23 protein-coding genes are annotated in these 23,206 nt (G+C 36.4%); 21 read left to right on the forward strand and 2 right to left on the reverse strand.

Annotated elements, in window-relative coordinates:
• Positions 1-63: 63 nt before the first annotated feature.
• Positions 64-1,413, reverse strand: a complete 1,350-nt coding sequence (gene dnaA / locus BMX63_RS05005) for a chromosomal replication initiator protein DnaA (RefSeq protein WP_093132601.1) — start codon at positions 1,411-1,413, stop codon at positions 64-66.
• An 842-nt stretch (positions 1,414-2,255) separates the two neighbouring features.
• On the opposite strand from dnaA, the gene rpmH reads away from it, so the two are divergent.
• From rpmH to BMX63_RS05060, 11 genes are all read left to right on the forward strand, one after another.
• Complete coding sequence (gene rpmH, locus BMX63_RS05010; RefSeq protein WP_044164521.1) at positions 2,256-2,390, forward strand: 50S ribosomal protein L34; 135 nt, start codon at positions 2,256-2,258, stop codon at positions 2,388-2,390.
• Between the two features lie 148 nt (positions 2,391-2,538).
• Positions 2,539-2,880: a ribonuclease P protein component gene (rnpA, locus tag BMX63_RS05015; RefSeq protein WP_093132603.1), complete on the forward strand. Its 342-nt coding sequence runs from the start codon at positions 2,539-2,541 to the stop codon at positions 2,878-2,880.
• A gap of 104 nt (positions 2,881-2,984) precedes the next feature.
• Positions 2,985-3,758, forward strand: a complete 774-nt coding sequence (gene spoIIIJ, locus BMX63_RS05020; protein ID WP_093132605.1) for a YidC family membrane integrase SpoIIIJ — start codon at positions 2,985-2,987, stop codon at positions 3,756-3,758.
• Positions 3,755-4,375, forward strand: coding sequence for an RNA-binding cell elongation regulator Jag/EloR (jag, locus tag BMX63_RS05025; RefSeq protein ID WP_093132607.1), 621 nt, complete (start codon positions 3,755-3,757; stop codon positions 4,373-4,375). Before spoIIIJ ends, jag begins: the two co-directional genes overlap by 4 nt.
• Positions 4,376-4,924: 549 nt before the next feature.
• The gene (gene mnmE, locus BMX63_RS05030) at positions 4,925-6,301 is read left to right on the forward strand and encodes a tRNA uridine-5-carboxymethylaminomethyl(34) synthesis GTPase MnmE (RefSeq protein ID WP_093132609.1); all 1,377 of its coding nucleotides are present in this window, start codon (positions 4,925-4,927) and stop codon (positions 6,299-6,301) included.
• Between the two features lie 24 nt (positions 6,302-6,325).
• Positions 6,326-8,212, forward strand: coding sequence for a tRNA uridine-5-carboxymethylaminomethyl(34) synthesis enzyme MnmG (gene mnmG / locus BMX63_RS05035; protein ID WP_093132611.1), 1,887 nt, complete (start codon positions 6,326-6,328; stop codon positions 8,210-8,212).
• 15 nt (positions 8,213-8,227) lie between these two features.
• A complete protein-coding gene (gene rsmG / locus BMX63_RS05040; protein ID WP_093132612.1) occupies positions 8,228-8,944 on the forward strand; it encodes a 16S rRNA (guanine(527)-N(7))-methyltransferase RsmG in 717 nt (238 codons plus the stop codon).
• Between the two features lie 235 nt (positions 8,945-9,179).
• The gene (noc, locus tag BMX63_RS05045) at positions 9,180-10,034 is read left to right on the forward strand and encodes a nucleoid occlusion protein (RefSeq protein WP_093132614.1); all 855 of its coding nucleotides are present in this window, start codon (positions 9,180-9,182) and stop codon (positions 10,032-10,034) included.
• Positions 10,035-10,203: 169 nt separating this feature from the next.
• Positions 10,204-10,977: a ParA family protein gene (locus BMX63_RS05050; protein WP_093132616.1), complete on the forward strand. Its 774-nt coding sequence runs from the start codon at positions 10,204-10,206 to the stop codon at positions 10,975-10,977.
• Positions 10,958-11,809 carry a ParB/RepB/Spo0J family partition protein gene (locus BMX63_RS05055; RefSeq protein ID WP_093132618.1) on the forward strand — a complete coding sequence of 284 codons (852 nt, stop codon included), beginning with the start codon at positions 10,958-10,960 and terminating at the stop codon, positions 11,807-11,809. The genes BMX63_RS05050 and BMX63_RS05055 overlap by 20 nt, the downstream gene beginning before the upstream one ends.
• Before the next feature lie 234 nt (positions 11,810-12,043).
• A complete protein-coding gene (locus BMX63_RS05060; RefSeq protein WP_093132620.1) occupies positions 12,044-12,754 on the forward strand; it encodes a DUF554 domain-containing protein in 711 nt (236 codons plus the stop codon).
• 128 nt (positions 12,755-12,882) lie between these two features.
• On the opposite strand, the gene yyaC is transcribed toward BMX63_RS05060, so the two are convergent.
• A complete protein-coding gene (gene yyaC, locus BMX63_RS05065; RefSeq protein WP_093132622.1) occupies positions 12,883-13,470 on the reverse strand; it encodes a spore protease YyaC in 588 nt (195 codons plus the stop codon).
• Between the two features lie 118 nt (positions 13,471-13,588).
• Here yyaC and BMX63_RS05070 point away from each other — a divergent pair, with 118 nt between their 5' ends.
• The 10 genes from BMX63_RS05070 to dnaB all read left to right on the forward strand — a co-directional run bounded on the left by BMX63_RS05070 (position 13,589) and on the right by dnaB (position 22,669).
• Positions 13,589-14,617 (forward strand): YkvI family membrane protein, encoded by a 1,029-nt coding sequence (locus BMX63_RS05070; RefSeq protein WP_093132625.1) that lies wholly within the window; start codon positions 13,589-13,591, stop codon positions 14,615-14,617.
• Between the two features lie 108 nt (positions 14,618-14,725).
• Positions 14,726-14,926 (forward strand): DUF951 domain-containing protein, encoded by a 201-nt coding sequence (locus BMX63_RS05075; RefSeq protein WP_093132627.1) that lies wholly within the window; start codon positions 14,726-14,728, stop codon positions 14,924-14,926.
• A gap of 205 nt (positions 14,927-15,131) precedes the next feature.
• Positions 15,132-16,232 carry a redox-regulated ATPase YchF gene (gene ychF / locus BMX63_RS05080; RefSeq protein ID WP_093132629.1) on the forward strand — a complete coding sequence of 367 codons (1,101 nt, stop codon included), beginning with the start codon at positions 15,132-15,134 and terminating at the stop codon, positions 16,230-16,232.
• Between the two features lie 349 nt (positions 16,233-16,581).
• Positions 16,582-16,872: a 30S ribosomal protein S6 gene (gene rpsF / locus BMX63_RS05085; RefSeq protein WP_093132631.1), complete on the forward strand. Its 291-nt coding sequence runs from the start codon at positions 16,582-16,584 to the stop codon at positions 16,870-16,872.
• A 12-nt stretch (positions 16,873-16,884) separates the two neighbouring features.
• Positions 16,885-17,349 (forward strand): single-stranded DNA-binding protein, encoded by a 465-nt coding sequence (gene ssb, locus BMX63_RS05090; RefSeq protein ID WP_093132633.1) that lies wholly within the window; start codon positions 16,885-16,887, stop codon positions 17,347-17,349.
• A gap of 23 nt (positions 17,350-17,372) precedes the next feature.
• The gene (gene rpsR, locus BMX63_RS05095) at positions 17,373-17,597 is read left to right on the forward strand and encodes a 30S ribosomal protein S18 (protein WP_093132635.1); all 225 of its coding nucleotides are present in this window, start codon (positions 17,373-17,375) and stop codon (positions 17,595-17,597) included.
• Between the two features lie 283 nt (positions 17,598-17,880).
• Positions 17,881-18,822 (forward strand): YybS family protein, encoded by a 942-nt coding sequence (locus BMX63_RS05100; RefSeq protein ID WP_177167188.1) that lies wholly within the window; start codon positions 17,881-17,883, stop codon positions 18,820-18,822.
• Positions 18,823-18,848: 26 nt separating this feature from the next.
• On the forward strand, positions 18,849-20,828 hold the full coding sequence (locus BMX63_RS05105; protein ID WP_093132639.1) for a DHH family phosphoesterase: 1,980 nt from the start codon (positions 18,849-18,851) through the stop codon (positions 20,826-20,828).
• Entirely contained in the window at positions 20,825-21,271 is a 447-nt protein-coding gene (gene rplI, locus BMX63_RS05110; RefSeq protein ID WP_093132641.1) for a 50S ribosomal protein L9, read from the forward strand. Before BMX63_RS05105 ends, rplI begins: the two co-directional genes overlap by 4 nt.
• Before the next feature lie 30 nt (positions 21,272-21,301).
• Positions 21,302-22,669 carry a replicative DNA helicase gene (dnaB, locus tag BMX63_RS05115; RefSeq protein ID WP_093132643.1) on the forward strand — a complete coding sequence of 456 codons (1,368 nt, stop codon included), beginning with the start codon at positions 21,302-21,304 and terminating at the stop codon, positions 22,667-22,669.
• Positions 22,670-23,206: the final 537 nt, after the last annotated feature.

A 23,206-nucleotide genomic window follows, 5' to 3' on the forward strand; every position in this document is an offset into this window, starting at 1 on the left:
AAGTCTATCCACATGTGGATAGACTGTGTATAAATGTGTATCAGTTATTCACACTATTCACTGCTAGCTTTGTTTTACTTTTTCTTTTAATTCATCTATATCTCGATGTAATTGTTTATCATCTGCAATCATTTTAGCAATTTTTTCATGAGCGTGAATAACAGTCGTGTGATCACGTCCTCCAAATTCCTCACCGATTTTTGGAAGGGAATAATCAGTCATTTCCCGAGCTAAGTACATAGCAATCTGTCTAGGGAAGGCAATAGACTTCGTACGTTTTTTAGCAGCGAAATCCTCTAATTTCACATTATAGTATTCTCCAACGGTTTCCTGAATGCTTTGAATCGTTATTTGCTTAGGTTTTGAGCTAGGAATAATATCCTTTAAGGCATCAGCTGCTACAGAAGCATCTATATCCTGATTAATTAATGATGAATAGGCAACGACTCGTATAAGTGCACCTTCTAATTCACGAATATTTGTATCTATCTGATTCGCTATATAAAGCATTACTTCATTAGGTATATCAAGGCCTTCAGCTTTTGCTTTTTTGCGTAAAATAGCAATCCTTGTTTCTAAATCTGGAGGAGTGATATCCGTAATCAATCCCCATTCAAAGCGTGATCGCAGACGATCTTCTAGTGTCGGTATTTCCTTTGGTGGACGATCACTGGATATAACAATTTGTTTATTATCTTCGTGTAAAGAATTAAATGTGTGGAAGAACTCTTCTTGTGTTGACTCTTTCCCTGCCAAAAACTGGATGTCGTCAATTAAGAGAATATCCACACTACGATATTTATTGCGGAAATCTACAGCTTTGTTATCACGAATGGAATTAATAAACTCATTTGTGAATTTTTCAGATGATAGATAAAGTACTTTAGCCTGAGGATTATGCTCAATTACATAATGTCCAATCGCATGCATTAAGTGGGTTTTACCTAATCCTACACCTCCATAAATAAAAAGAGGGTTATAAGCTTTGGCTGGTGCTTCGGCTACTGCTAAGGATGCAGCATGTGCAAAGCGATTCCCGGAACCAATGACAAAGGTATCAAAAGTGTATTTGGAATTTAACATGGTCTTTGTCGATTGATTCGAGGATCCTGAAATGTTTGGTGCTGGTTTTACAGGCTTTTTTGTTTCGGTTTCTGTTTTTTCTTTTTCAGGAATTACAAATTTTGGATTCAGTTGACTTCCTGTGACTTCTAGCAGCGTATTTGAAATAAGCTTTGAATAGCTATTTTCAAGCCAATCACGAGCGAACTCATTGGGAGCTGCAATAACAATCGTTTCATTATCAATTGACTTGGCCTCCGTAGATTTCAGCCATGTGTCAAAGCTTGGTTTACTAATTTTTTCTTCAATATTCTCTAAAGTTTTAGCCCACAATTCTTCAATATTCTCCAAAATAATCACCTCTTTTCATTTGAGGAGAAATCATCATAAATCCGGAACACAGGCATAAAATAAGGATAAAAGCATAAAAAAACATAAAAAAGCAAGCAGCTGATTGTGGATAAAAGATTTATATTAAATCAATAAAAAAGACAATTGTCGACATTATCCACATTATTGTTTATAACTTCATAAACAAAGGTGTGCATAAATGTCCACACATTATCCACAGTCTGTGGAAAAAGTAAAATACACATCGATTTATAAACTAGTTAAACACAAATATAATACCAAATAAAACCTTATGTTTCAATGGAATATAAATAGTTATCCACAAATTCAATTTCTTGTAGATAATTGTTATTCACAGCACTAGATTTTGTGTATAAATTGTCGATTTTTGTTGTGGATAGAAAAAATTCAGTTATAAAAAGATTAACAATAACTGTGGATAAGTGAAAAACTGGACTAATCTAGTTATTCACATGGGGATATAGTTCATTAATGCAGTAAAATTTATTTTTGGTATATGAGGCTACTAACGTTTGAACATTTTAGTGGCAGGATACTTATAGGGTAATCACTAAAATAGAGGAAGAATCACTATTCTTGAAGGTTTGAGTTTATGATACGGATATGAGTTTTGCATAAAACTGTTTTTAGAAGATCAAGGTGGAATATAGCCCTTCAGCTTTTATAACTATTGACAGTTGTTGTTATGTTTTTATATAATGAATTGGATTGTCTTACGCCTTTAGTGCCTATTTGTTGGGTATGGAAAGGTGTTGGGGATTACGGAAGGAGTAATCGTCCTATTTAAATGAATACAACTTTCCTCAGGAGGTGTATATATAATGAAACGTACGTATCAACCTAAAAAACGTAAACGTAATAAAGTTCACGGTTTTAGAGCACGTATGAGCTCTAAAAATGGCCGTAAAGTTTTAGCTCGTCGTCGTCGTAAAGGAAGAAAGAATTTATCCGCATAGGCCACTGAATTCCATCAGTGGTCTTTTTTCACGTTAAAGGCGAAAACGAATTCTGTTTATAAGTTTGTGACTGATAATAAGGTTATTTGAATTGGTTTATTTGGTAATAATAGCATTATGTCTTTTAGTGTGTTGGAGTGAATAGGGGATGAAAAAAGCTTATCGAATTAAAAAAAACAAAGATTTTCAAACCGTTTTTAAAAAGGGGAAATCCTTTGCAAATCGTCAGTTTGTTCTTTATTATTATCATAAACCACAGCAAAATCATTTTAGAGTAGGACTATCTGTAGGAAAGCGCTTAGGAAATGCTGTTTTAAGAAACCAGGTCAAACGATATATCAGACAAGCTTTATTAGAATTAGAAGCGGAAATAAAGCATGACTATGACTATGTGATTATTGCTAGGTATCCTGCTAGAGATTTAGATTTTTTTCAGGTAAAAAAAAGTTTATCCCATGTACTGAAAAAGTCCAATCTGCTCACAAAATGAATAAGCCAATTTTTATATAGAATGAGAATGGTAACAATGATAGAATAGAATATAGTTTATACATAGGATATTAAATGAGTTTCGTATTTAAGGAGGAAAGGTGCTTGAGAAAGAAAATACTGTTGATTACAGCTTTGTTAGGAATGATTGTCCTCCTATCAGGTTGTATGGATGTCAACACACCGATAACTAAAGATACAGAAGGAATTTGGGCAAATTATTTTGTATGGCCATTGCATCAATTAATTGTATATGTATCTGACTTTTTTAACGGAAGTCACGGGATTGGGATTATTATTGTAACCATCCTGATTCGTTTAATCTTAGTACCATTAAATGTTAAACAGTTAAAGTCTTCAAAAGCTATGCAGGAAATTCAACCGGAGTTGCAGAAGTTAAGAGAGAAATACAGCTCTAAGGATGCATCAACCCAGCAAAAGCTTCAACAGGAAACGATGAGTCTGTTTCAAAAACATGGCGTAAACCCGATGGCAGGCTGTCTGCCGATTATTGTTCAAATGCCTATTCTTATTGCTTTCTATCACGCCATTTATCGTTCGGAAATACTAAAAGATGGTACATTCCTATGGTTTGAACTGGGTAGTCCTGACCCATATTATATTTTACCTTTGATTGCAGCAGGAGCCACATTTTTACAACAAAAATTAATGATGGCAAGTAATGCAACGGCAGGACAAAACCCACAAATGCAAATGATGCTTTATGTTATGCCAATTATGATTGGTGTCTTTGCTGCGTTTTTCCCATCAGCACTTGCTTTATATTGGGTAGTGGGAAATATCTTTATGGTTGGACAAACCTTATTGATACATCGTCCATATAAGAAGAAAGAAAACAATGGGGGAGCGAAAAAGTGAAACAAGTAACTGTTACAGGTCAAACGGTGGAAGAGGCTATTCAAACTGCTTTAGGTCAATTGGATGCGTCAGAAGATCAAATTAAAGTAGAGATCATAGATGAAGGAAAGAAAGGCATTTTTGGCGTTTTTGGCTCAAAACCTGCTATTGTGAAAGTTATGTTGCCTCCTAATCAATCTCAGGAGGGTGATGAATACCTTCGTGAAATAGCCAAACAAATGGGCAATACAGTTGACATTGAAACAGAGGAAAACGATAAAGAAATTCGTTACAATCTTACTGGCGATAAAATTGCCATGCTCATTGGTAAAAGAGGGCAAACCTTAAATGCTCTGCAATATTTGACTCAGCTCGTAGTAAATCGGAATTCAGATCAATATAAGGCTGTTATAGTAGATGCTGAAGGATACAGAGATAGACGTAATGAGACGTTAAAACAGTTAGCAGAACGTCTGGCCAAAAAAGCAATTCGTCTTCAAAGGGAAGTATTTTTAGAACCTATGCCATCATATGAACGCAAAGTCATCCACACAGCCCTGCAGAATAATACAGATATCTCTACCTTTTCTGATGGTGTTGAGCCTAACCGCCGGGTAGTCATTAAGCCTGAGAAATGACCAGTAACAGTTTCTAAAGTGGCTAAGGGTATTAAACCTATTAGCTACATAACAAACAGCTCGTATAACTATCTTTTTGTTTTGCTTCTTTTTAGTCATAAATCTTTTTTTTTTGACTAAAGCTATGTTAAAGCTTATTGTTGATTTTCTCCCAGATTAATTGAAGCGGAAGTATGCGATACTCCTGGGAAGAGCGGTATACGGGAGAACTCGCAGGCGTATGCCGAGGAGATTCGCTGACTTTCCGCGATAATTGAGTACACTGGATAGGAAACCAACATCCTATGTTTAACAGAGCCTTGACTAAAAGGAGACTTTATAAAACACCTTCTTTTATTGTTAGCTTCATTCATAAAAGAAGGTGTTTTATTTGATGATTGGTTTGTATGGGAGCAAAAGTGATTGAGCAAAATAGGAATACTTGTGTAGTTCCTTTTTGGAAGCGTATATTTTTCAATAGTTGCTTGTTTATGATAACCTAATAAGTTAGTGAATTAAGAAATAACCTTTCATTTATTGATATATATTTTTAAAATAGGGGGTGAAATAATGGATTCAGAAACGATAGCAGCGATTTCAACCCCAGTGGGTGAAGGTGCAATTTCCATCGTTCGTTTGAGTGGAGATGAGGCTATATCCATTGCTGATCAGGTATTTAACGGGAAAAACCTTCAAGAGGTCACCTCCCATACGATAAACTATGGCAAGTTAATTGATCCTGAAACCGATGAGGTTGTTGAGGAATCTATGGTAACAGTGATGAGAGCACCTAAAACCTTCACACGAGAAGATATTGTTGAAATTAATTGCCACGGAGGTTTAGTGTCTGTCAATCGTGTTTTAGAATTGGTTTTATCAAATGGAGCAAGGCTGGCCGAACCTGGTGAATTCACGAAGCGAGCCTTTTTAAATGGTCGTATCGACTTGTCTCAGGCAGAAGCCGTGATGGATTTAATTCGAGCCAAAACAGATCGGGCTATGAATATTGCCCTTAAGCAAATGGATGGCCGATTATCTAAACTTATCCGCTCTTTGAGACAAGAGCTTTTAGAGACTGTGGCCCATGTTGAAGTGAACATAGATTATCCGGAATATGATGATGTTGAAGAGATGACAAATCGTCTACTAATAGAAAAGTCACAAAAGGTTTATGACCAGATTGAACAACTGATTCAAACAGCAAAACAAGGGAAAATTTTGCGTGAAGGCATTGCAACCGCGATTATTGGTCGGCCGAATGTTGGAAAGTCATCCTTACTAAATGCATTAGCACAGGAAAATAAAGCGATTGTTACGGAGGTCCCGGGTACAACCAGGGACGTTATTGAGGAATATGTTAATGTGAGAGGAATTCCTTTACGTTTGGTTGATACAGCTGGTATTCGTGAAACAGAAGACATCGTTGAAAAAATTGGTGTAGAACGCTCCCGTCAAGTTTTAAAGGAAGCGGATTTAGTTTTACTTGTTTTAAACTACGGGGATGAGTTTACAGAAGAAGATAGACGGTTATTTGAAGCAGCAAGTGGTATGGATGTACTGGTTATTATTAACAAAACCGATCTTCCGCATAAATTGGATATAGAAAAAGTGAAGGAAGTAGCTGAGGATGCTTCCATTATTGAAACCTCTATTCTTCAAGAACAAGGAATTGAACAATTGGAGTCAGAAATAGCAAATCTCTTCTTTGAAGGAGATTTAAATAACGCTGATTTAACATATGTTTCAAATGCAAGACATGTACAGTTATTAAAGGATGCGAAGAAAACCCTTGGAGAAGCAATGGAAGGTATGGAAGCAGGCCTCCCCATTGATGTTGTTCAAATCGATGTAACGAGAACATGGGAGATATTAGGTGAAATAATTGGGGATACTGTTCATGACAGCTTAATTGATCAATTATTTTCACAATTTTGTTTAGGGAAATAAAAGAAATTAAGGAGCGGACTAAACATGTATGATGCAGGACATTATGATGTCATAGTCATTGGTGCTGGTCACGCCGGAGTAGAAGCAGGTCTTGCTGCAGCCAAACGAGGCGCCAACACATTAATGTTAACGTTGAATTTAGATTTAATTGCTTTTATGCCGTGTAATCCATCAATTGGTGGACCAGCAAAAGGTGTTGTTGTAAGGGAAATTGATGCTCTTGGTGGACAAATGGGAAAAAACATTGATAAAACGCATATCCAGATGCGACTCCTTAATACAAGTAAAGGTCCTGCTGTAAGAGCACTAAGAGCTCAAGCAGATAAGGTTTTATATCAATCAGAAATGAAAAAAACCCTTGAAGGTCAGGAAAATTTAACTCTTCGACAAGGTATGGTTGAACGATTATTAGTAGAGGATGGCGTTTGTAAAGGAGTTGTTACCGAAACAAAGGCCGTTTATTATGCTAAGAATGTGATCGTAACCACAGGTACCTTTATGCGGGGGAAAGTATTAATTGGCGATATATCTTATGAGAGTGGTCCGAACAACCAACGACCAACAATCACATTATCCGAACAGTTAGAGGAGCTGGGATTAGATTTAGTACGTTTTAAGACAGGAACACCACCGCGAGTAAACAGTCATACTGTGGATTATTCCAAAACGGAAATCCAGCCTGGTGATGATGAACCAAGATCATTCTCTTATGAAACAACCGAGTTTATTACTGATCAACTACCTTGCTGGTTAACGTATACAGGTGAATTTACTCATCGAATCATTGACGATAACTTAGGAAGGTCTGCCATGTACTCTGGAGCGGTGAAGGGTACAGGGCCTCGCTATTGTCCATCCATTGAGGATAAAATTGTTCGTTTCCATGACAAGCCAAGACATCAAATTTTCCTTGAACCAGAAGGAAGAAATACAGATGAGGTGTATGTTCAAGGTCTATCAACCTCACTTCCTGAAGATGTACAAAAGCAAATGTTAGAAACCATTCCAGGATTAGAAAATGCTGAAATCATGCGAGCAGGCTATGCTATTGAATATGATTCGATTGTGCCTACCCAATTATGGCCAACATTAGAAACAAAGAAAATTGAAAACTTATTTACTGCTGGTCAAATTAATGGAACTTCAGGCTATGAAGAAGCTGCTGCACAAGGAATTATGGCAGGCATTAATGCTGCCGCAAAGGCCCTGGATAAGGAAACCTTGATTTTAGATCGTTCACAAGCTTATATTGGTGTACTTATTGATGATTTAGTGACAAAAGGAACAAATGAACCATATCGTTTACTCACTTCACGTGCTGAATATCGTTTGTTATTACGTCACGACAATGCTGATATGAGATTGACTGAAATAGGATATCAAATGGGTCTGGTCTCAGATGAGCGCTATCAAAATTTCATTGAGAAGAAACGACAGGTCGAAGAAGAAAAGAAACGACTTCGTAAAAAGATCATTAAACCAGAGACAGCTGTTCAACAAGTATTACGTGATTCCGGGGCAAGTGAACTTAAAGAAGCAGTTAGTGCCGCAGATTTGTTAAAACGTCCTGAAATAACGTATTCATTAATCAAAAATGTCAGTGAACCTGAAAATGAGTTACCAATAGAAGTCGAAGAACAAGTAGAAATCCAAATTAAATATGAAGGCTACATTGAAAAATCAAAACAAAAAGTTGAGAAAATGAAAAAGATGGATAATAAGACAATTCCTGATCAAATCGATTATGATGCGATACAGGGCTTAGCAACCGAAGCGAGGGAAAAACTAAAAAAAGTCCGCCCGCTATCTGTAGGTCAGGCTTCTAGAATTTCCGGAGTGAATCCTTCTGATATTTCCGTTCTTTTGGTTTATATCGAACAGGGGAAAATCGCTCGCGTTTCAAATGAATAAGAGGGGTATTTTCGTATGGATAAACACACCTTTCAACAGCTTTTGTCAGAAAATGGCATTGAACTTAGTCAAAAACAAATACAACAATTTGATCAATATTATCAAATGCTAATCAAGTGGAATCAAAAAATGAATCTAACATCCATTACAGATGAAGAAGAGGTGTATTTAAAGCACTTTTTTGATTCACTTTCTGCTGCATTTCATTTTGATTTTGAAAAGCCTTTAAAAATATGTGATGTAGGTGCAGGGGCAGGTTTTCCGTCCCTGCCGTTAAAAATTGCTTTTCCACACCTGCATGTCACTATCGTAGATTCGTTAAAGAAGCGGATAACTTTTCTAAATGAGTTGGCTGAAGCGTTAGAATTTGATCATGTATCTTTTTATCATGACCGCGCTGAGACCTTTGGAAAAAACAAAGAATTTCGTGAACAATTTGATGTTGTGACGGCAAGGGCAGTAGCCAGAATGTCTGTTTTAAGTGAGTTATGTCTTCCACTTGTGAAAGTAGGCGGGACATTTTTAGCTATGAAAGGTGCTCAATTTCAAGAAGAAGAAAAAGAAGCAGGCAAGGCTGTACAGCAACTGGGAGGAGAATGGAAACACATTCACGGTTTTCAATTGCCAGAGGAAGACAGTAAGCGATATATTGCTGAAATAGCTAAAATAACGACAACACCTAAACGTTTTCCCCGAAAACCGGGAACGCCTAATAAAAATCCAATTATATAATTTCGATGATTTTCTGTATTTATCTTTATATTATGATAAAATGTAATTATTGGCTTGGACGCTCCCATTATATAGGGGTGCGTTTTTCCTATTTTTGTACATAGGCCAGGGACTAATAGAAAATATAATAATAGATTTTGGCTTAATGTTTCACGTGAAACATCGGCAGGATTATAAGCAATTATTCAAGAAATATAGTAGTCAGGTAGTGTTATGAAAGAGGTGGTGTAAGGGGATGCATCCATTAAATCGATTCTTTGGAGTGGGTGAAAAACAAGATACGGGCAAAAAGGGACAAGACCATCAGGAGGAAGTTGTACAAATACCTGTTGATGAAATTCAGCCAAACCAGTATCAACCCAGGTCCACTTTTAGTCAAGAGCGTATTGAGGAACTAGCACAAACCATTCGTACTCATGGAATGATTCAACCTATTGTTATTAGAAAAACTGAAGACGATCAGGTTAAATATGAGTTGATAGCTGGTGAAAGACGCTGGAGGGCAGCTCAATATCTGAATTGGGGACATATACCGGCAATCGTTAAAAATATGACAGATACTGAAACAGCATCAGTTGCCCTTATTGAAAATTTGCAAAGAGAAGAGCTTACCGTTATAGAAGAAGCTCTTGCCTATGCTCAATTACTGGAGATGCATGGTTTGACACAAGAGGCTCTCGCCCAACGTTTAGGAAAAAGTCAGTCGACGATTGCAAATAAACTAAGACTGTTAAAACTACCTGAAGATGTCCAGGCGGCTGTGTTAAATAAACAAATCACTGAACGTCATGCACGGGCTTTAATAGGTTTAGAAGAGCCAGAACTACAGGAAAAACTACTAAAAGAAATAGTAGAAAAAGATTTAAATGTAAAGCAAACCGAAGCACGAATTGACCAAATAAAAAACCCAAAACCAAAGAAAAAAGCAAAGCCTCGAGTGAAAGGTGTTAGTAAGGACATTCGGATTGCTATGAACACACTTAGACAGTCCATTCACATGGTCAATGATACAGGAATAGAGCTTGAAACAGACGAAGAAGAATTAGACGATTACTACCAATTAACAATTAAAATTCCAAAAAAGAAATGATAGAATAGAAGTAGCCCATCTTTTTATTTAAGTAACGTGTAGTTCGAATAACGACGGATTCCTGTGTTCGCTGCACGTTTCCTTTTTATTTTGATGGGATTTTTTAAAAACATAGATTGAGAGTCTTGAAGTTGTATATCAATTTATTGAAATAGAGGTAGGTGACATCATGGGAAAAGTCATTTCAATAGCGAACCAAAAGGGTGGTGTTGGAAAAACGACCACTTCTGTTAATCTGAGTGCTTCCTTAACTGAAGCCGGAAATAAGGTGCTTTTAGTGGATACTGACCCACAGGGAAATGCTACAAGTGGAGTAGGTATCGATAAAGCAGATATGGATCAGTGTATATATAATGTTTTAATTGAAGACTTAGATGCACAAGAGGTTTGTGTTCCAACATCCATTGCAAATCTTTATGCTATTCCAGCAACCATTCAACTAGCGGGGGCAGAGGTAGAATTAGTGCCGACTATTTCCCGGGAGGTTCGTTTAAAGAAGGCTTTAGATCCTATTAAAGATCAATTTGACTATATCATAATCGATTGTCCTCCATCATTAGGCCTCCTTACCATTAACGCTTTAACAGCATCCGATACCGTTTTAATTCCTGTACAATGTGAGTATTATGCTTTGGAGGGGTTGAGTCAGTTACTGAATACGGTTCGATTAGTTCAAAAACAATTAAATAAATCGTTAATGATAGAAGGTGTATTACTTACGATGTTGGATGCGAGAACCAACTTAGGCATTCAAGTTATTGAAGAAGTGAAAAAGTACTTTCAAGATAAAGTTTTTCAGGCTATTATTCCACGGAATGTCAGGCTTGGCGAAGCTCCCAGTTATGGAGAACCGATTACTACGTATGATTCGAAATCACGAGGAGCAGAAGTGTACAATGAATTAGCGAAGGAAGTGATGGCGAATGGCGCGAGGGTTGGGTAAAGGTATAAGTGCTTTCTTTCCTGATGTGGATGAAGTAGATGCCACAGATGAGTCTGTAAAAGAAGTTCCAATTAATCAATGTCGTCCAAATCCTTATCAGCCTCGTAAGACGTTCCAGGCGGATGCTATTGAGGAGTTAAAAGAGTCCATTATACAACACGGTATATTACAGCCAATTATTTTACGTAAAAGTATAAAAGGCTATGAGATTGTGGTTGGAGAGAGGCGTTTCCGGGCAGCGAAAGAGGCTGGATTAGAAACCATTCCTGCTGTCGTACGTGATTTAAGCGATAATCAGATGATGGAATTAGCCTTGTTAGAAAATTTACAAAGAGAAGATTTGACACCGATTGAAGAAGCTCAAGCTTATGACAGGCTTATAAACGAATTAGGCATCACTCAAGAAATTCTAGCACAACGTTTAGGGAAAAGTCGCTCACATATTGCCAACCTTGTACGTCTGTTGTCATTACCTGAAAGCGTAATTGCGCTGATTAACAACCGTGAATTATCGATGGGACATGGTAGAGCTTTGTTAGGATTAAAAAATGAAGAAAAAATTCCTTTAGTGGTAGAAAAGATTCGGAAAGAAAATTTAAATGTTCGCCAATTGGAGCTTTTAATTGCGAATCTAAATAACAAGAAAATTAAAAAGAAGACTAAGAAGGATAAAAAGGATATTTTTCTTGAAGCGAAGGAAACGGAATTGCGTGAACGCTTTGGAACGAATGTTACGATTCAAAAGAGCAAACGCAAAGGTAAAATTGAAATAGAGTTTTTTAATCAGGATGATTTAAACCGAATTATGGAATTACTTAATGGAGACTCATAGGATTTAAAGGCTGGTTGAAGAGTAGTGATTTCAACCAGCCTTTTTAATACCTGCGTGAATGGAACTCTGGTAAGAGAATGACGGGTACAACGATAAGGAATAGATAAATAACAATATGCTTTGTTGTACTTTGTGAGTAGTAGTAATAAAACGATGGATGGAACAGTTGCAGGTAAAAAATAAATGTTTCACGTGAAACATTAGCTATCATAAAAGCTGAAGCGAGGGAAACACATGGCTTTATTAGGCACACTTGTTAACGGTCTCGGAATAATAGTTGGCAGTTTTATTGGATTATTCTTAAGTAAGATACCTGAAAAGATGAAAGAAACGATTATGAACGGGATAGGATTAACGGTTGTCATGATTGGTTTGAGTATGAGTTTCACATCCGACCGTGTTATTGTGATTCTATTAAGTTTATTAACAGGTGCAATAATAGGGGAATTTATAGAGTTGGATAGCAAGCTAAACGCTTTAGGTGGATGGATAGAATCTAAATTCCAAAAAAAATCTAATCAATCTATGATTGCTCAAGGATTCATTACAGCATCCCTTATTTTTGTTATTGGTGCAATGTCCGTGATTGGTGCCTTAGATAGTGGATTAAGAAATGATCATGAAATTCTTTTTACGAAAGCGATGATAGATGGTTTTGTCGCTCTTGTCTTAACAACAACTTTAGGGTTTGGTGTTATATTTGCTGTTATTCCAGTTGTTCTATATCAAGGAACGATAGCATTGTTTGCTACTCAAATTGAAATGTGGCTGCCGGAATCATTTTTGAGTCATTTTATTGATGATATGACCGCAACAGGGGGATTACTCATTTTAGCAATTGGTCTAAATTTATTAAATATCACAAATATAAGGGTAGCGAATCTATTACCTAGTATCGTAACGGTAGGTTTTATACTAGCGGGTTATATGGCGTTTATATCATAATAGAATCATAGGCAGGAATAAAAGCGTGTGTAAGGCTTTCTTGCCCCCGCAAGCTTTTATTCCTGCCTGTTTCTAATAAATTATGGAATGCTATTGCAACGGGGAAGTACTAAACAATAGAAACCCCTTTATTTTTTCTTAGTATGTTTTGACAATAAGTGGTCGAGCAGGCGTAAGGAATGAGCGATTTGCTTGGCCATATTCATAACAATAGACAGACGGGTGTTTTGTAATACAAAGTATTCCATGTAGCCACTCATATTCACTACACCACTAATATATAAGTCCCCAATTTCGGGTAAATGCTTCTGTACTGCAGCACCAGGTTTCATCGGTCCATATCCCGTAATAATCGAGCCGATAGAGGACTGTTTTCCTAAGCAGGCATCAATTGCCACAATATAGGGATTCTGATGCCTTTGATGAATCATTTTAAGCTGATCTTCTAAATTCTTTGCATGTACAGGCTCTTCCAATGTTCCGTATATGTAAAGATTGTTTAACAATTTAGATTGATCATTCAGCAATGTCCCTACCATAGGTCCGAGTGAATCCCCTGTAGACCGGTCTGTTCCAATACATACTACAACAATTTCATTCTTTTGTTCGGGAATCCACTCTTCAAGAGTTTTGGCTATTTTAAATCTTGTGGCGTTATCAGCATAATAAAATCTTTTTTCTTGTTTTTTTGGAAAAAGGATATGTTTTAGATTCATAGCCGCTCCTCCGTCATCATAATGGTATTAGTATACGGAATAATTTTTCATTCTATACGTAAATCGTAAAACAAAGTAAAAATAAGCCATTATGGACTGAAAAAATGGGGGCTATGAAATGATTAAAGCAGGATTTAAATGGATGTTTTTAATTATTGGTACAATGGTAGGAGCTGGATATGCATCAGGAAGAGAATTGTGGCAATTTTTTGGCCATGAAAGTGGACTTGCTATTCTTTTGTTTTCTATTATGTTCGGAGTTTGCTGTCATGTTATTTTATCGATAAGCCACGACAAGCAATCAACACACTATGTACCAGTACTTCGGGTAATTGTAGGAAAGCATTTAACATCCTTATATGATGTGCTTATATTATTTTATTTATTTACCACAACCATTATTATGATGGCGGGAAGTGGGGCAACCTGGCAGGCTTTTCGTTATTCATATTGGTTTGGAATTGCGGCTCTATGCATTCCTCTTGTACTAGCCTTTGTTTGGAATTTGAAAGGGATTTTATCGCTTAATAGTATTATTTTACCATTACTTATTGGTGGGCTTTTATTTGTACTTATACTCTTTACATGGCAGGAAGAGTTATCCTTATTATCACATATTCACGAGCAAACGAATTGGGTATCAGCTTTTCCTTTTACAGCCTTAAATATATTACCATTAGTGGCGGTATTAGGCGCAGTCGGCAGCCACGTTAAGAAAAAAGGGGAAATATGGATTGCCAGTATGGGGAGTGCAGCCGTTTTAGGAATTATATCATTTATTTATAATAATAGTCTGATACATATATCAGAAGAAATACTCCTTTATGAAATCCCTTTATTTGCCATATTGAAGCAATATCCATACAAAATGTTTATATTCATCTCATTTTTGCTATGGATTGCATTATTCACAACTGCTTTATCAAGTGTTCTAGGCTTAATAACAAGAATTCAGGAAAAAGTTCAAGTGCCATTATGGTTACTGGCATTGGTTATCATTGTAATAATGGTGCCTTTCACTTCCTTTGGTTTTGCCACTCTTATTGAATACTTATATCCTTTATATGGCTTATTAAACTTGTATATACTTTCAGCTATTTTACTATATCCTATTGCCAATCGATACAAGGATGATTTACGATATTAGAGATAAGATTTACTTAATAAATTTTTTATTTCGTACAAGCATTGAAATTCCATTCATAGAACATTTGTAGTAAGCTTAATAGGAAGAATAATCAAGGAGTGATAGGTGATGGAGCAGAAGAGACAATTTGGTATGAATGATATTGTTGAAATGAAAAAGCCTCACCCTTGTGGATCAAATCAGTGGAAAATTATTCGCATGGGAATGGATATCCGAATAAAATGCGAAGGATGTAATCATAGTGTTCTAATACCCAGAAAAAAATTTGAGAAAAGGCTTAAGAGAATTATTTCGAAAGCTGAGGAATAATTCCAATTGTTTCACGTGAAACAATTGGAAATGGCTTAATAAAAAGAGTAATAAATATAAAAATCAATTTTACTTAGGAATAGGGCAAAAACAATGGCTTATTTATTTTGTTTTTGCTTTTTTTATGATTTGTCTTTTGCATCAGGACTATCTATAATGAGATTGTCACCGATGAGAGGGACGGAATAAAGGAGTGGAATAAGGAATGTCTTTAACTGCAGGAATAGTTGGACTACCGAATGTTGGAAAATCTACATTGTTTAATGCGATTACTCAGGCAGGAGCAGAAGCAGCCAATTATCCATTTGCTACTATAGATCCGAATGTTGGGATTGTAGAAGTGCCGGATAATCGACTTCAAAAACTTACTGAAATGGTGAACCCGAAGAAAACCATTCCCACAGCTTTTGAATTCACCGATATTGCAGGTATTGTAAAAGGTGCAAGCAAAGGGGAAGGACTGGGTAATCAATTTTTATCCCATATTCGTCAGGTAGATGCCATTTGCCATGTTGTTCGCTGCTTTAGCGACGATAATATTACACATGTCTCAGGGCAGGTAAATCCTATTGAGGATATTGAAACCATCAATTTAGAATTAATTTTAGCTGACTTAGAGACTGTAACAAAACGATTTGGTCGAGTTGAAAAAATGGCAAAACAAAAAGATAAAGAAGCCTTGGTTGAGTATGATGTATTAAGTAAATTGAAAGCGGCATTTGAAGAGGATAAACCGGCAAGAGCCATTGACTTTTCAGAAGAGGAAATGAAAGTGGTCCAGCAATACCATCTTCTTACCATTAAACCTGTTCTATATGTGGCAAATGTTGGTGAGGAAGAAATCCAAAATCCAGAGGGAAATGAAAACTTACAAGCTGTCAAAGAATATGCAGAAAACGAAGGTTCAAATGTCATTACGGTCTGCGCAAAAATCGAATCAGAAATTGCCGAGCTCGAGGGTGAAGAAAAGGAAATGTTTTTAGAAGAGCTAGGTATTGAAGAGTCCGGTTTAGATCAACTGATTAAAGCCTCCTATGATATGTTAGGACTTGCAACATTTTTCACAGCAGGAGAAAAAGAAGTAAGGGCATGGACCTTTAAGAAAGGAATGAAGGCTCCACAAGCTGCTGGGGTTATTCATAGTGATTTTGAACGTGGTTTTATTCGAGCGGAAACCGTTTCTTATGAAGATCTGGTTGATGCTGGTTCCATGACAGTAGCAAAAGAACGGGGGAAAGTACGTTCTGAAGGAAAAGACTATGTTGTTCAGGATGGAGACGTTATTTTATTTAGATTTAATGTGTAAATGGATAAAATAATTAGGTGATTCGTTAAAAGGTAAAGTATGGTTCGGCGGAAAAGCTGTATTTATAAATCGTTACGATTTTGTGAATTTTGTTCAACCAGTCCCCCCCGCCTTTCTATATCTAGTTGCGACTTCTGGGTCCAGGCCGACCTAAGTATACTCCACTACGCGACAAAGAGCTTGTCCCTTCGTATATTCTGGTTATGGGGTTGGATCTAACCAGTCACCTTCGCTTTTCTCTTGTCCATTTGTTTATTTCATGGTATAATACACCGATGTGAGTAATTAGATGAAATTACTCCTTGCTCCGTTTTTAGGAGCCGTTTAGTCCAAAAGGAGGTGAAGACGGATGACAAAATATGAAATTATGTATATCATCCGCCCAGATGTTGATGAGGATACTCAAAAGAGCATTGTTGAGCGTTTTAACAGTGTCCTAACCAATAATGGTGCGGAGATTGAAAAAGTAAATGAAATGGGTAAGCGTCGTTTAGCATATGAAATTAACGACTATCGTGAAGGAAATTACGTAGTTGTGAACTTCTCAAGCGATGCTACAGCTGTTGAAGAATTTGATCGTCAAGCAAAATTCACTGACGATATTATTCGCCATATGGCAATTCGTGAAGAAGATCAATAAGGAGTGATTCTGATGATGAATCGTGTCGTTCTTGTAGGAAGATTAACAAAGGATCCTGATTTACGTTATACACCGAATGGAGTAGCAGTGGCAAATTTCACTGTAGCATGCAATCGCCCTTTTTCAAATCAGCAGGGTAATCGAGAAGCGGACTTCATTAATTGCGTAGTTTGGAGACGTGCAGCAGAAAACCTTGCCAATTATATGAAAAAAGGTAGTATGATTGGTGTAGATGGCCGTATACAAACACGTAATTTTGAAAACCAAGAAGGTCGACGAGTTTTTGTTACTGAAGTCTTGGCAGAAAACATTCAGTTCTTAGAATCAAAAGGATCCTCACAAGGTGACAGAGGTTCATCTGGCTTTCGTGCAAATCAGAATCCTCCACAAGATAATAATAATAATCGTCGTGAAGAAGATCCATTTGCGGATAATGGTGAACCTATTGATTTATCTGATGACGATTTACCATTTTAAAATCGAAAAGGAGGGATTTAGCAATGGCTCGTCGTGGACGTAAGCGTAAAAAGGTTTGCTACTTTACAGCCAATGGAATTACACACATTGACTATAAAGATGTAGATCTTCTTAAGAAATTTATTTCAGAACGCGGTAAAATTCTACCTCGTCGTGTAACAGGAACATCTGCTAAATATCAACGTAAATTAACAAAAGCAATTAAACGTGCTCGCCAAATGGCATTATTACCATACGTTAGCGAGTAATACGAAAAGGCATAATGGAGGATTCTTTGAACTTCCATTATGCCTTTTTCTACTTATTAGGAAGATTCATTATTTATATAGCAGGATTCATATGATAAATTAAGGCCTCATTTTGAAGACTAAATACCGCTTAATAGTGAAATTGTGTTATGATGGATATCCTATAGAGGGTTGTGTTTTTTTACACACATCTATATCTACTGGTAAACTTAAAGTAGGTGAATATGAATCCTTTTTTCTTCGTTTTTTATCAGAAATATGTAGTAAAATGAGGTGCAAACAAGTGAAAAAATCAAATGTTAGAACAGAAGGAGCATTATTTTCAGGAATATATATCATTCTTTTACTCATAACATTTTATATTCCAGGTATTTCGTATTTAACGATTTTCTTAACACCTGTTCCTTTTATCCTATATACTTATAAACATGGTCTTAAACCTGGCTTAATGATGCTATTTGTTACGCTAGTTATTTCTATTTTATTTGCGACCGTGTTTTCTTTGCCGTTAACGGTATTTGCCGCACTTGGAGGTATTTCAATTGGTGCCTGCCTGCATTATAGGAAAACGACTTATGAAACGTGGGCGATTGGTTCGGTTGCATATGCTTTAGGCTTTGTAATTGTGTTTATTCTAGCCCAATGGTTATTTGATTTTAACCTGATGGATGAATTAAATCACGTCATTGACAGTTCCATGAATACAAGTGAAGAAATGATGGAAGAACTCGGCTATACAGAAGACATAATGGGCGAAGTAGAGGATCAAATCAATCAAGTCTTTTATTTAATGCCAACTGTAGTTGCTTTTATTGGAATTTTTTATGCCTTTCTTACTTTGTGGATAAGTTTTAAAATGATTAATAAGGTCTATAGTCAGAATGAAAAGCTTTCGTTTCCGGCGTTCCGAGAATTCCGTTTACCAATAGCAGTTATCTGGTATTATCTGATTGCCTTGATTTTATCTTGGGTATTCCCGGAACATGGTGATTTAATTAATCAGGCAGCTGTTAATGTCTTTACGTTAATCGGATTCCTGTTTGTGTTGCAAGGACTGTCATTTATTTTTTATTATGTACATGTAAAAAACATGACCAAAGCCTTGGCAATTATAGCAATTATCGCAGCGGTTATTATGCCAATCTTTCTTTATCTTATAAGAATTTTAGGTATAATTGATTTAGGATTTAATCTACGAGACCGTTTAAACCCTAATAAAAAGTAATTGAAGGGTTAGGAGCTGACTAATGTATGTCTAAACTCTTAAAAAATAGGTCCATGAATTACCATACATGGGGCTTATATGGACTCACTATTATTTTAATAGGCTTGATTGTATATTTTAATTGGATGATTGGAATTGCAATGGCCTTTCTTTTGTTAATCAATATTTATAATAGTATTCGTACTGATAAACGGATTCAGGACGAAACGGAAGATTATATTTCAACATTATCACACCGTGTAAAGAAGGTTGGCGATGAAGCCCTTCATGAAATGCCAATAGGAATTTTATTATTCAGTGATGATTATGAAATTGAATGGGCCAACCCATTTATAAATGTATTCGCAGAAGATGAAGATAAATTAGTGGGTCATGATTTAAATACGATTTATGACGATTTCATTTCCAGTATTAAAGAAGATAAAACGGAAATTTGGTTTGAACATAAAAATCGTACGTATCAGGCCATTATCAAAAGAGAAGAGCGCTTAATTTATTTCTTTGATAAAACTGCTCAAGTGGAAATTGAAACGTTGTATGAAAAAGAACAGACAGTACTGGGAATTATCTTTTTAGATAACTATGAAGAAGTGACACAAGCTATGGATGATACGACAAAGAGTCATTTGAATTCAAAAATGACCTCAATACTAAACGAATGGTCCAGAAAAAACGATATTTATCTAAAAAGGACTTCTCAAGAACGCTTTTTAGCAGTCATGAACTTAGAAATATTAAAGAAATTAGAAAAAGAGAAATTTGAAGTACTTGATGAGGTCAGAGAACTTATTTCAGATAAAAATGTTCCCCTTACTTTAAGTATAGGTGTTGGAATTGGGTATGAGTCGAGTTTAAGAGAGATTGGAGAGCTGGCTCAATCCAGCTTGGATTTAGCTTTGGGACGTGGTGGTGACCAGGTTGCCATAAAGGATGAAAGTGGAAAGGTTAAATTCTTTGGTGGTAAAACCAATCCAATGGAAAAAAGAACAAGAGTCCGTGCACGTGTAATTTCTCACGCCTTAAAGGAATTAGTTAAGGAAAGTGATAAAGTGATGGTTATGGGGCATAAAAGCCCTGATATGGATTCCATTGGAGCAAGTATTGGTATTCTGAAGGTAGCTCAAGCAAACAACAAGGATGGCTTTGTTATCTTAGACCCTGATGGTGTGAATACAGGTGTTGAACGCTTGATGGATACGGTGCAAAGTGATGAATCCTTATATAAATGGTTTATTTCACCCGATGATTCGTTAGATATTGTGACGAAAAACACTTTAATCGTTGTTGTGGATACGCATAAACCATCTCTGGTTATGGATGAAAGATTACTAACTAAGACTGATCATGTGGTTGTCATTGATCATCATAGAAGAGCAGAGGAATTTATTAAGGATCCAACCCTCGTTTATATGGAACCTTATGCGTCTTCTACAGCAGAGCTAGTGACAGAGTTGCTCGAATATCAGCCAAGTACTTTAAAACTTAATATTAATGAAGCTACTGCATTACTGGCAGGAATTATCGTTGACACGAAATATTTTACACTAAGAACCGGTTCAAGAACGTTTGATGCTGCTTCCTATTTACGCTTAAAAGGAGCAGATACGGTTTTAGTTCAGAAGCTGTTGGAAGAGGATTTAGAGGTTTATGTAAGGCGCAGTCAGCTTATTGAACGTGCGGAAGTATATAAAGACGGCATTGCTATCGTAAAAGCAGAAGAAGGCGAAAAATATGGACCTATACTTATTGCACAAGCAGCTGACACGTTATTAACAATGAGTGGAATTAAAGCGTCTTTCGTTATTTCTGAACGAGATGATGGTAGAATTGGAGTAAGTGCCCGTTCATTAGGTGAAATCAATGTCCAAATTATTATGGAACAAATGAATGGGGGAGGGCATTTAACCAATGCTGCAACCCAATTAGAAGATACAGCTGTTCACGATGTAGAAGAACAGTTAAAGGAAATCATAGATGATTATTTAGAAGGGAGAGACGACAAGTGAAGGTCATTTTTAATAAAGATGTAAAAGGCAAAGGAAAAAAAGGCGAAGTAAAAGATGTTGCTGAGGGCTATGCACGTAATTATTTATTAAAAAATAATTTAGCTGTGGAAGCAACAAAAGCTAACTTAAAAGCACTTGAAGCAAAACAAAACAAGCAGAAGCAGCTTGAGCAGGAAGAGTTAGAGGAAGCGAAAAAGCTTAAAGAGACACTAGCTAATCTTACTGTAGAATTAAAGGCTAAAGCAGGAGATGGAGGCCGATTATTTGGTTCCATTACCAGTAAACAAATAGCTGATGAACTAAAGAAAACCCATAATATTAAAGTAGATAAAAGAAAAATCGAACTTGATGAGCCAATCCGTGCATTGGGTTATACCAATGTTCCCGTTAAGCTCCATCAGGAGGTTACCGGAACCATTAAAGTACATGTTGGGGAAAAATAATTTTTCCTCAGCTGAAAGGGGAAACTTGTTTTGAACGAGATATGGAATGATCGTACTCCACCTCATAATATAGAAGCAGAGCAAGCGGTTATTGGTGCTATATTTTTAGAACCACAGGCAGTAGTTACAGCATCTGAAATCTTACTTCCAGAAGATTTTTATCGGGCCAGTCATCAAAAAATCTTTGAAATGATGCTTCAACTCTCAGATCGTGGAGAACCGATTGATCTTGTAACCATTACAACCCTTCTTCAAAATCAAAAACTGCTGGACGATATTGGTGGTGTGTCCTATTTAAGTGATTTAGCCAATTCGGTTCCAACAGCTGCAAATATCGAATATTATGCTAGAATCGTTGAGGAAAAATCAACACTAAGGCGATTAATTTCAGCAGCTACAAATATTGTAAAAACAAGTTTTTCCGAGGAAGAAGAAGTAACAAATGTTTTAAATGATGCGGAAAAAAATATTTTAGAAGTTTCCAATCAAAAGAACTCGGGGAAATTTAAAAATATTAAAGATGTTTTAATTGAAGTCTATGATAATATTGAGCAGCTGCACCATAATGATGCAGAAGTTACAGGTGTTGCTACGGGTTTTAAAGATCTGGACAAGATTACTTCTGGTTTCCAAAATAATGATTTGATCATCGTTGCTGCTCGGCCCTCAGTTGGTAAAACGGCCTTTGCATTAAATATTGCTCAGAACGTGTCTGTTCAGACCAACGAGAATGTGGCCATCTTTAGTTTGGAGATGGGAGCTGAACAGTTAGTCATGCGTATGCTTTGTGCAGAGGGAAATATTGATGCACAGAGGCTAAGAACAGGAAGTCTAACAGCTGAAGACTGGGGTAAGCTTACGATGGCAATGGGAAGTCTATCAAATGCTGGTATTTATATTGATGATACCCCAGGTGTAAAAGTAAATGAAATACGTTCCAAATGCCGCCGTTTAAAACAGGATGGTGGTCTTGGTATGGTTTTGATTGACTATTTACAGCTAATCCAGGGAAGTGGAACGCGCAGTGGTGAAAACCGTCAACAGGAAGTTTCAGAGATTTCGAGACAATTAAAGGCTCTTGCCAGAGAACTGGAGGTACCTGTAATCGCATTGTCTCAGTTATCCCGTGGTGTTGAACAAAGGCAGGATAAAAGACCAATCATGTCAGATATCCGTGAATCCGGAAGTATCGAGCAGGATGCCGATGTTATAGGCTTCTTATATCGTGATGACTACTATAATCGAGAGGATTCAGAGAAAGAGAACATTATAGAGATTATTATTGCCAAGCAGAGAAATGGCCCGGTGGGTACAGTAGAGCTGGCATTTGTAAAAGAATATAATAAATTTGTGAATTTAGATCAGAGGTATAATGAAGAAGATATACCTCCAGCCTAGAAACCTACTCTTTATGGATAGGTTTCTTTTTTTATTCATTATAGCGTTTGGTTTTATTGTAGGAGATCATGATTGTTTTTTGGAAGAAGCAGATTGAAACAAAATTAAAAAAGGAATTCATGGCATATGTAAACTAAAAACAGATTAATAAATAAAACGCATGTTGAAATAATTTATTACAGGATCAATGATAGAAGCATCCGTTCAATCTTTTTAAAAAGACGACAAATCATTTAGAGAATAGGATTAAAAAATTTTAAAACAGGCCTAATAGGCTGCTTACTCTACATAAATAACATTAATTGAGGCTCAATGATTGTAAACAGTGATTCATTCCGGATAATGGTACCTGATTCGTTTTGTTTTGGATTAATAATCTAAATTCCAGCATAATCTTATGTAAGTTTTTTATCAACGGCTTATTTAGTCTAATCCCACGTGTCGCCTCTATATTTTCCCATCCAGCTACAGGGATTGGAGACCCCGCTGATTTAGCCAGATAACCTATGTTCTGGAAAGTTGATCTTCATATCGTTC

It is taken from the genome of Salinibacillus kushneri, from assembly GCF_900111405.1.
GTDB classification, from domain to species: domain Bacteria; phylum Bacillota; class Bacilli; order Bacillales; family Alkalibacillaceae; genus Salinibacillus; species Salinibacillus kushneri.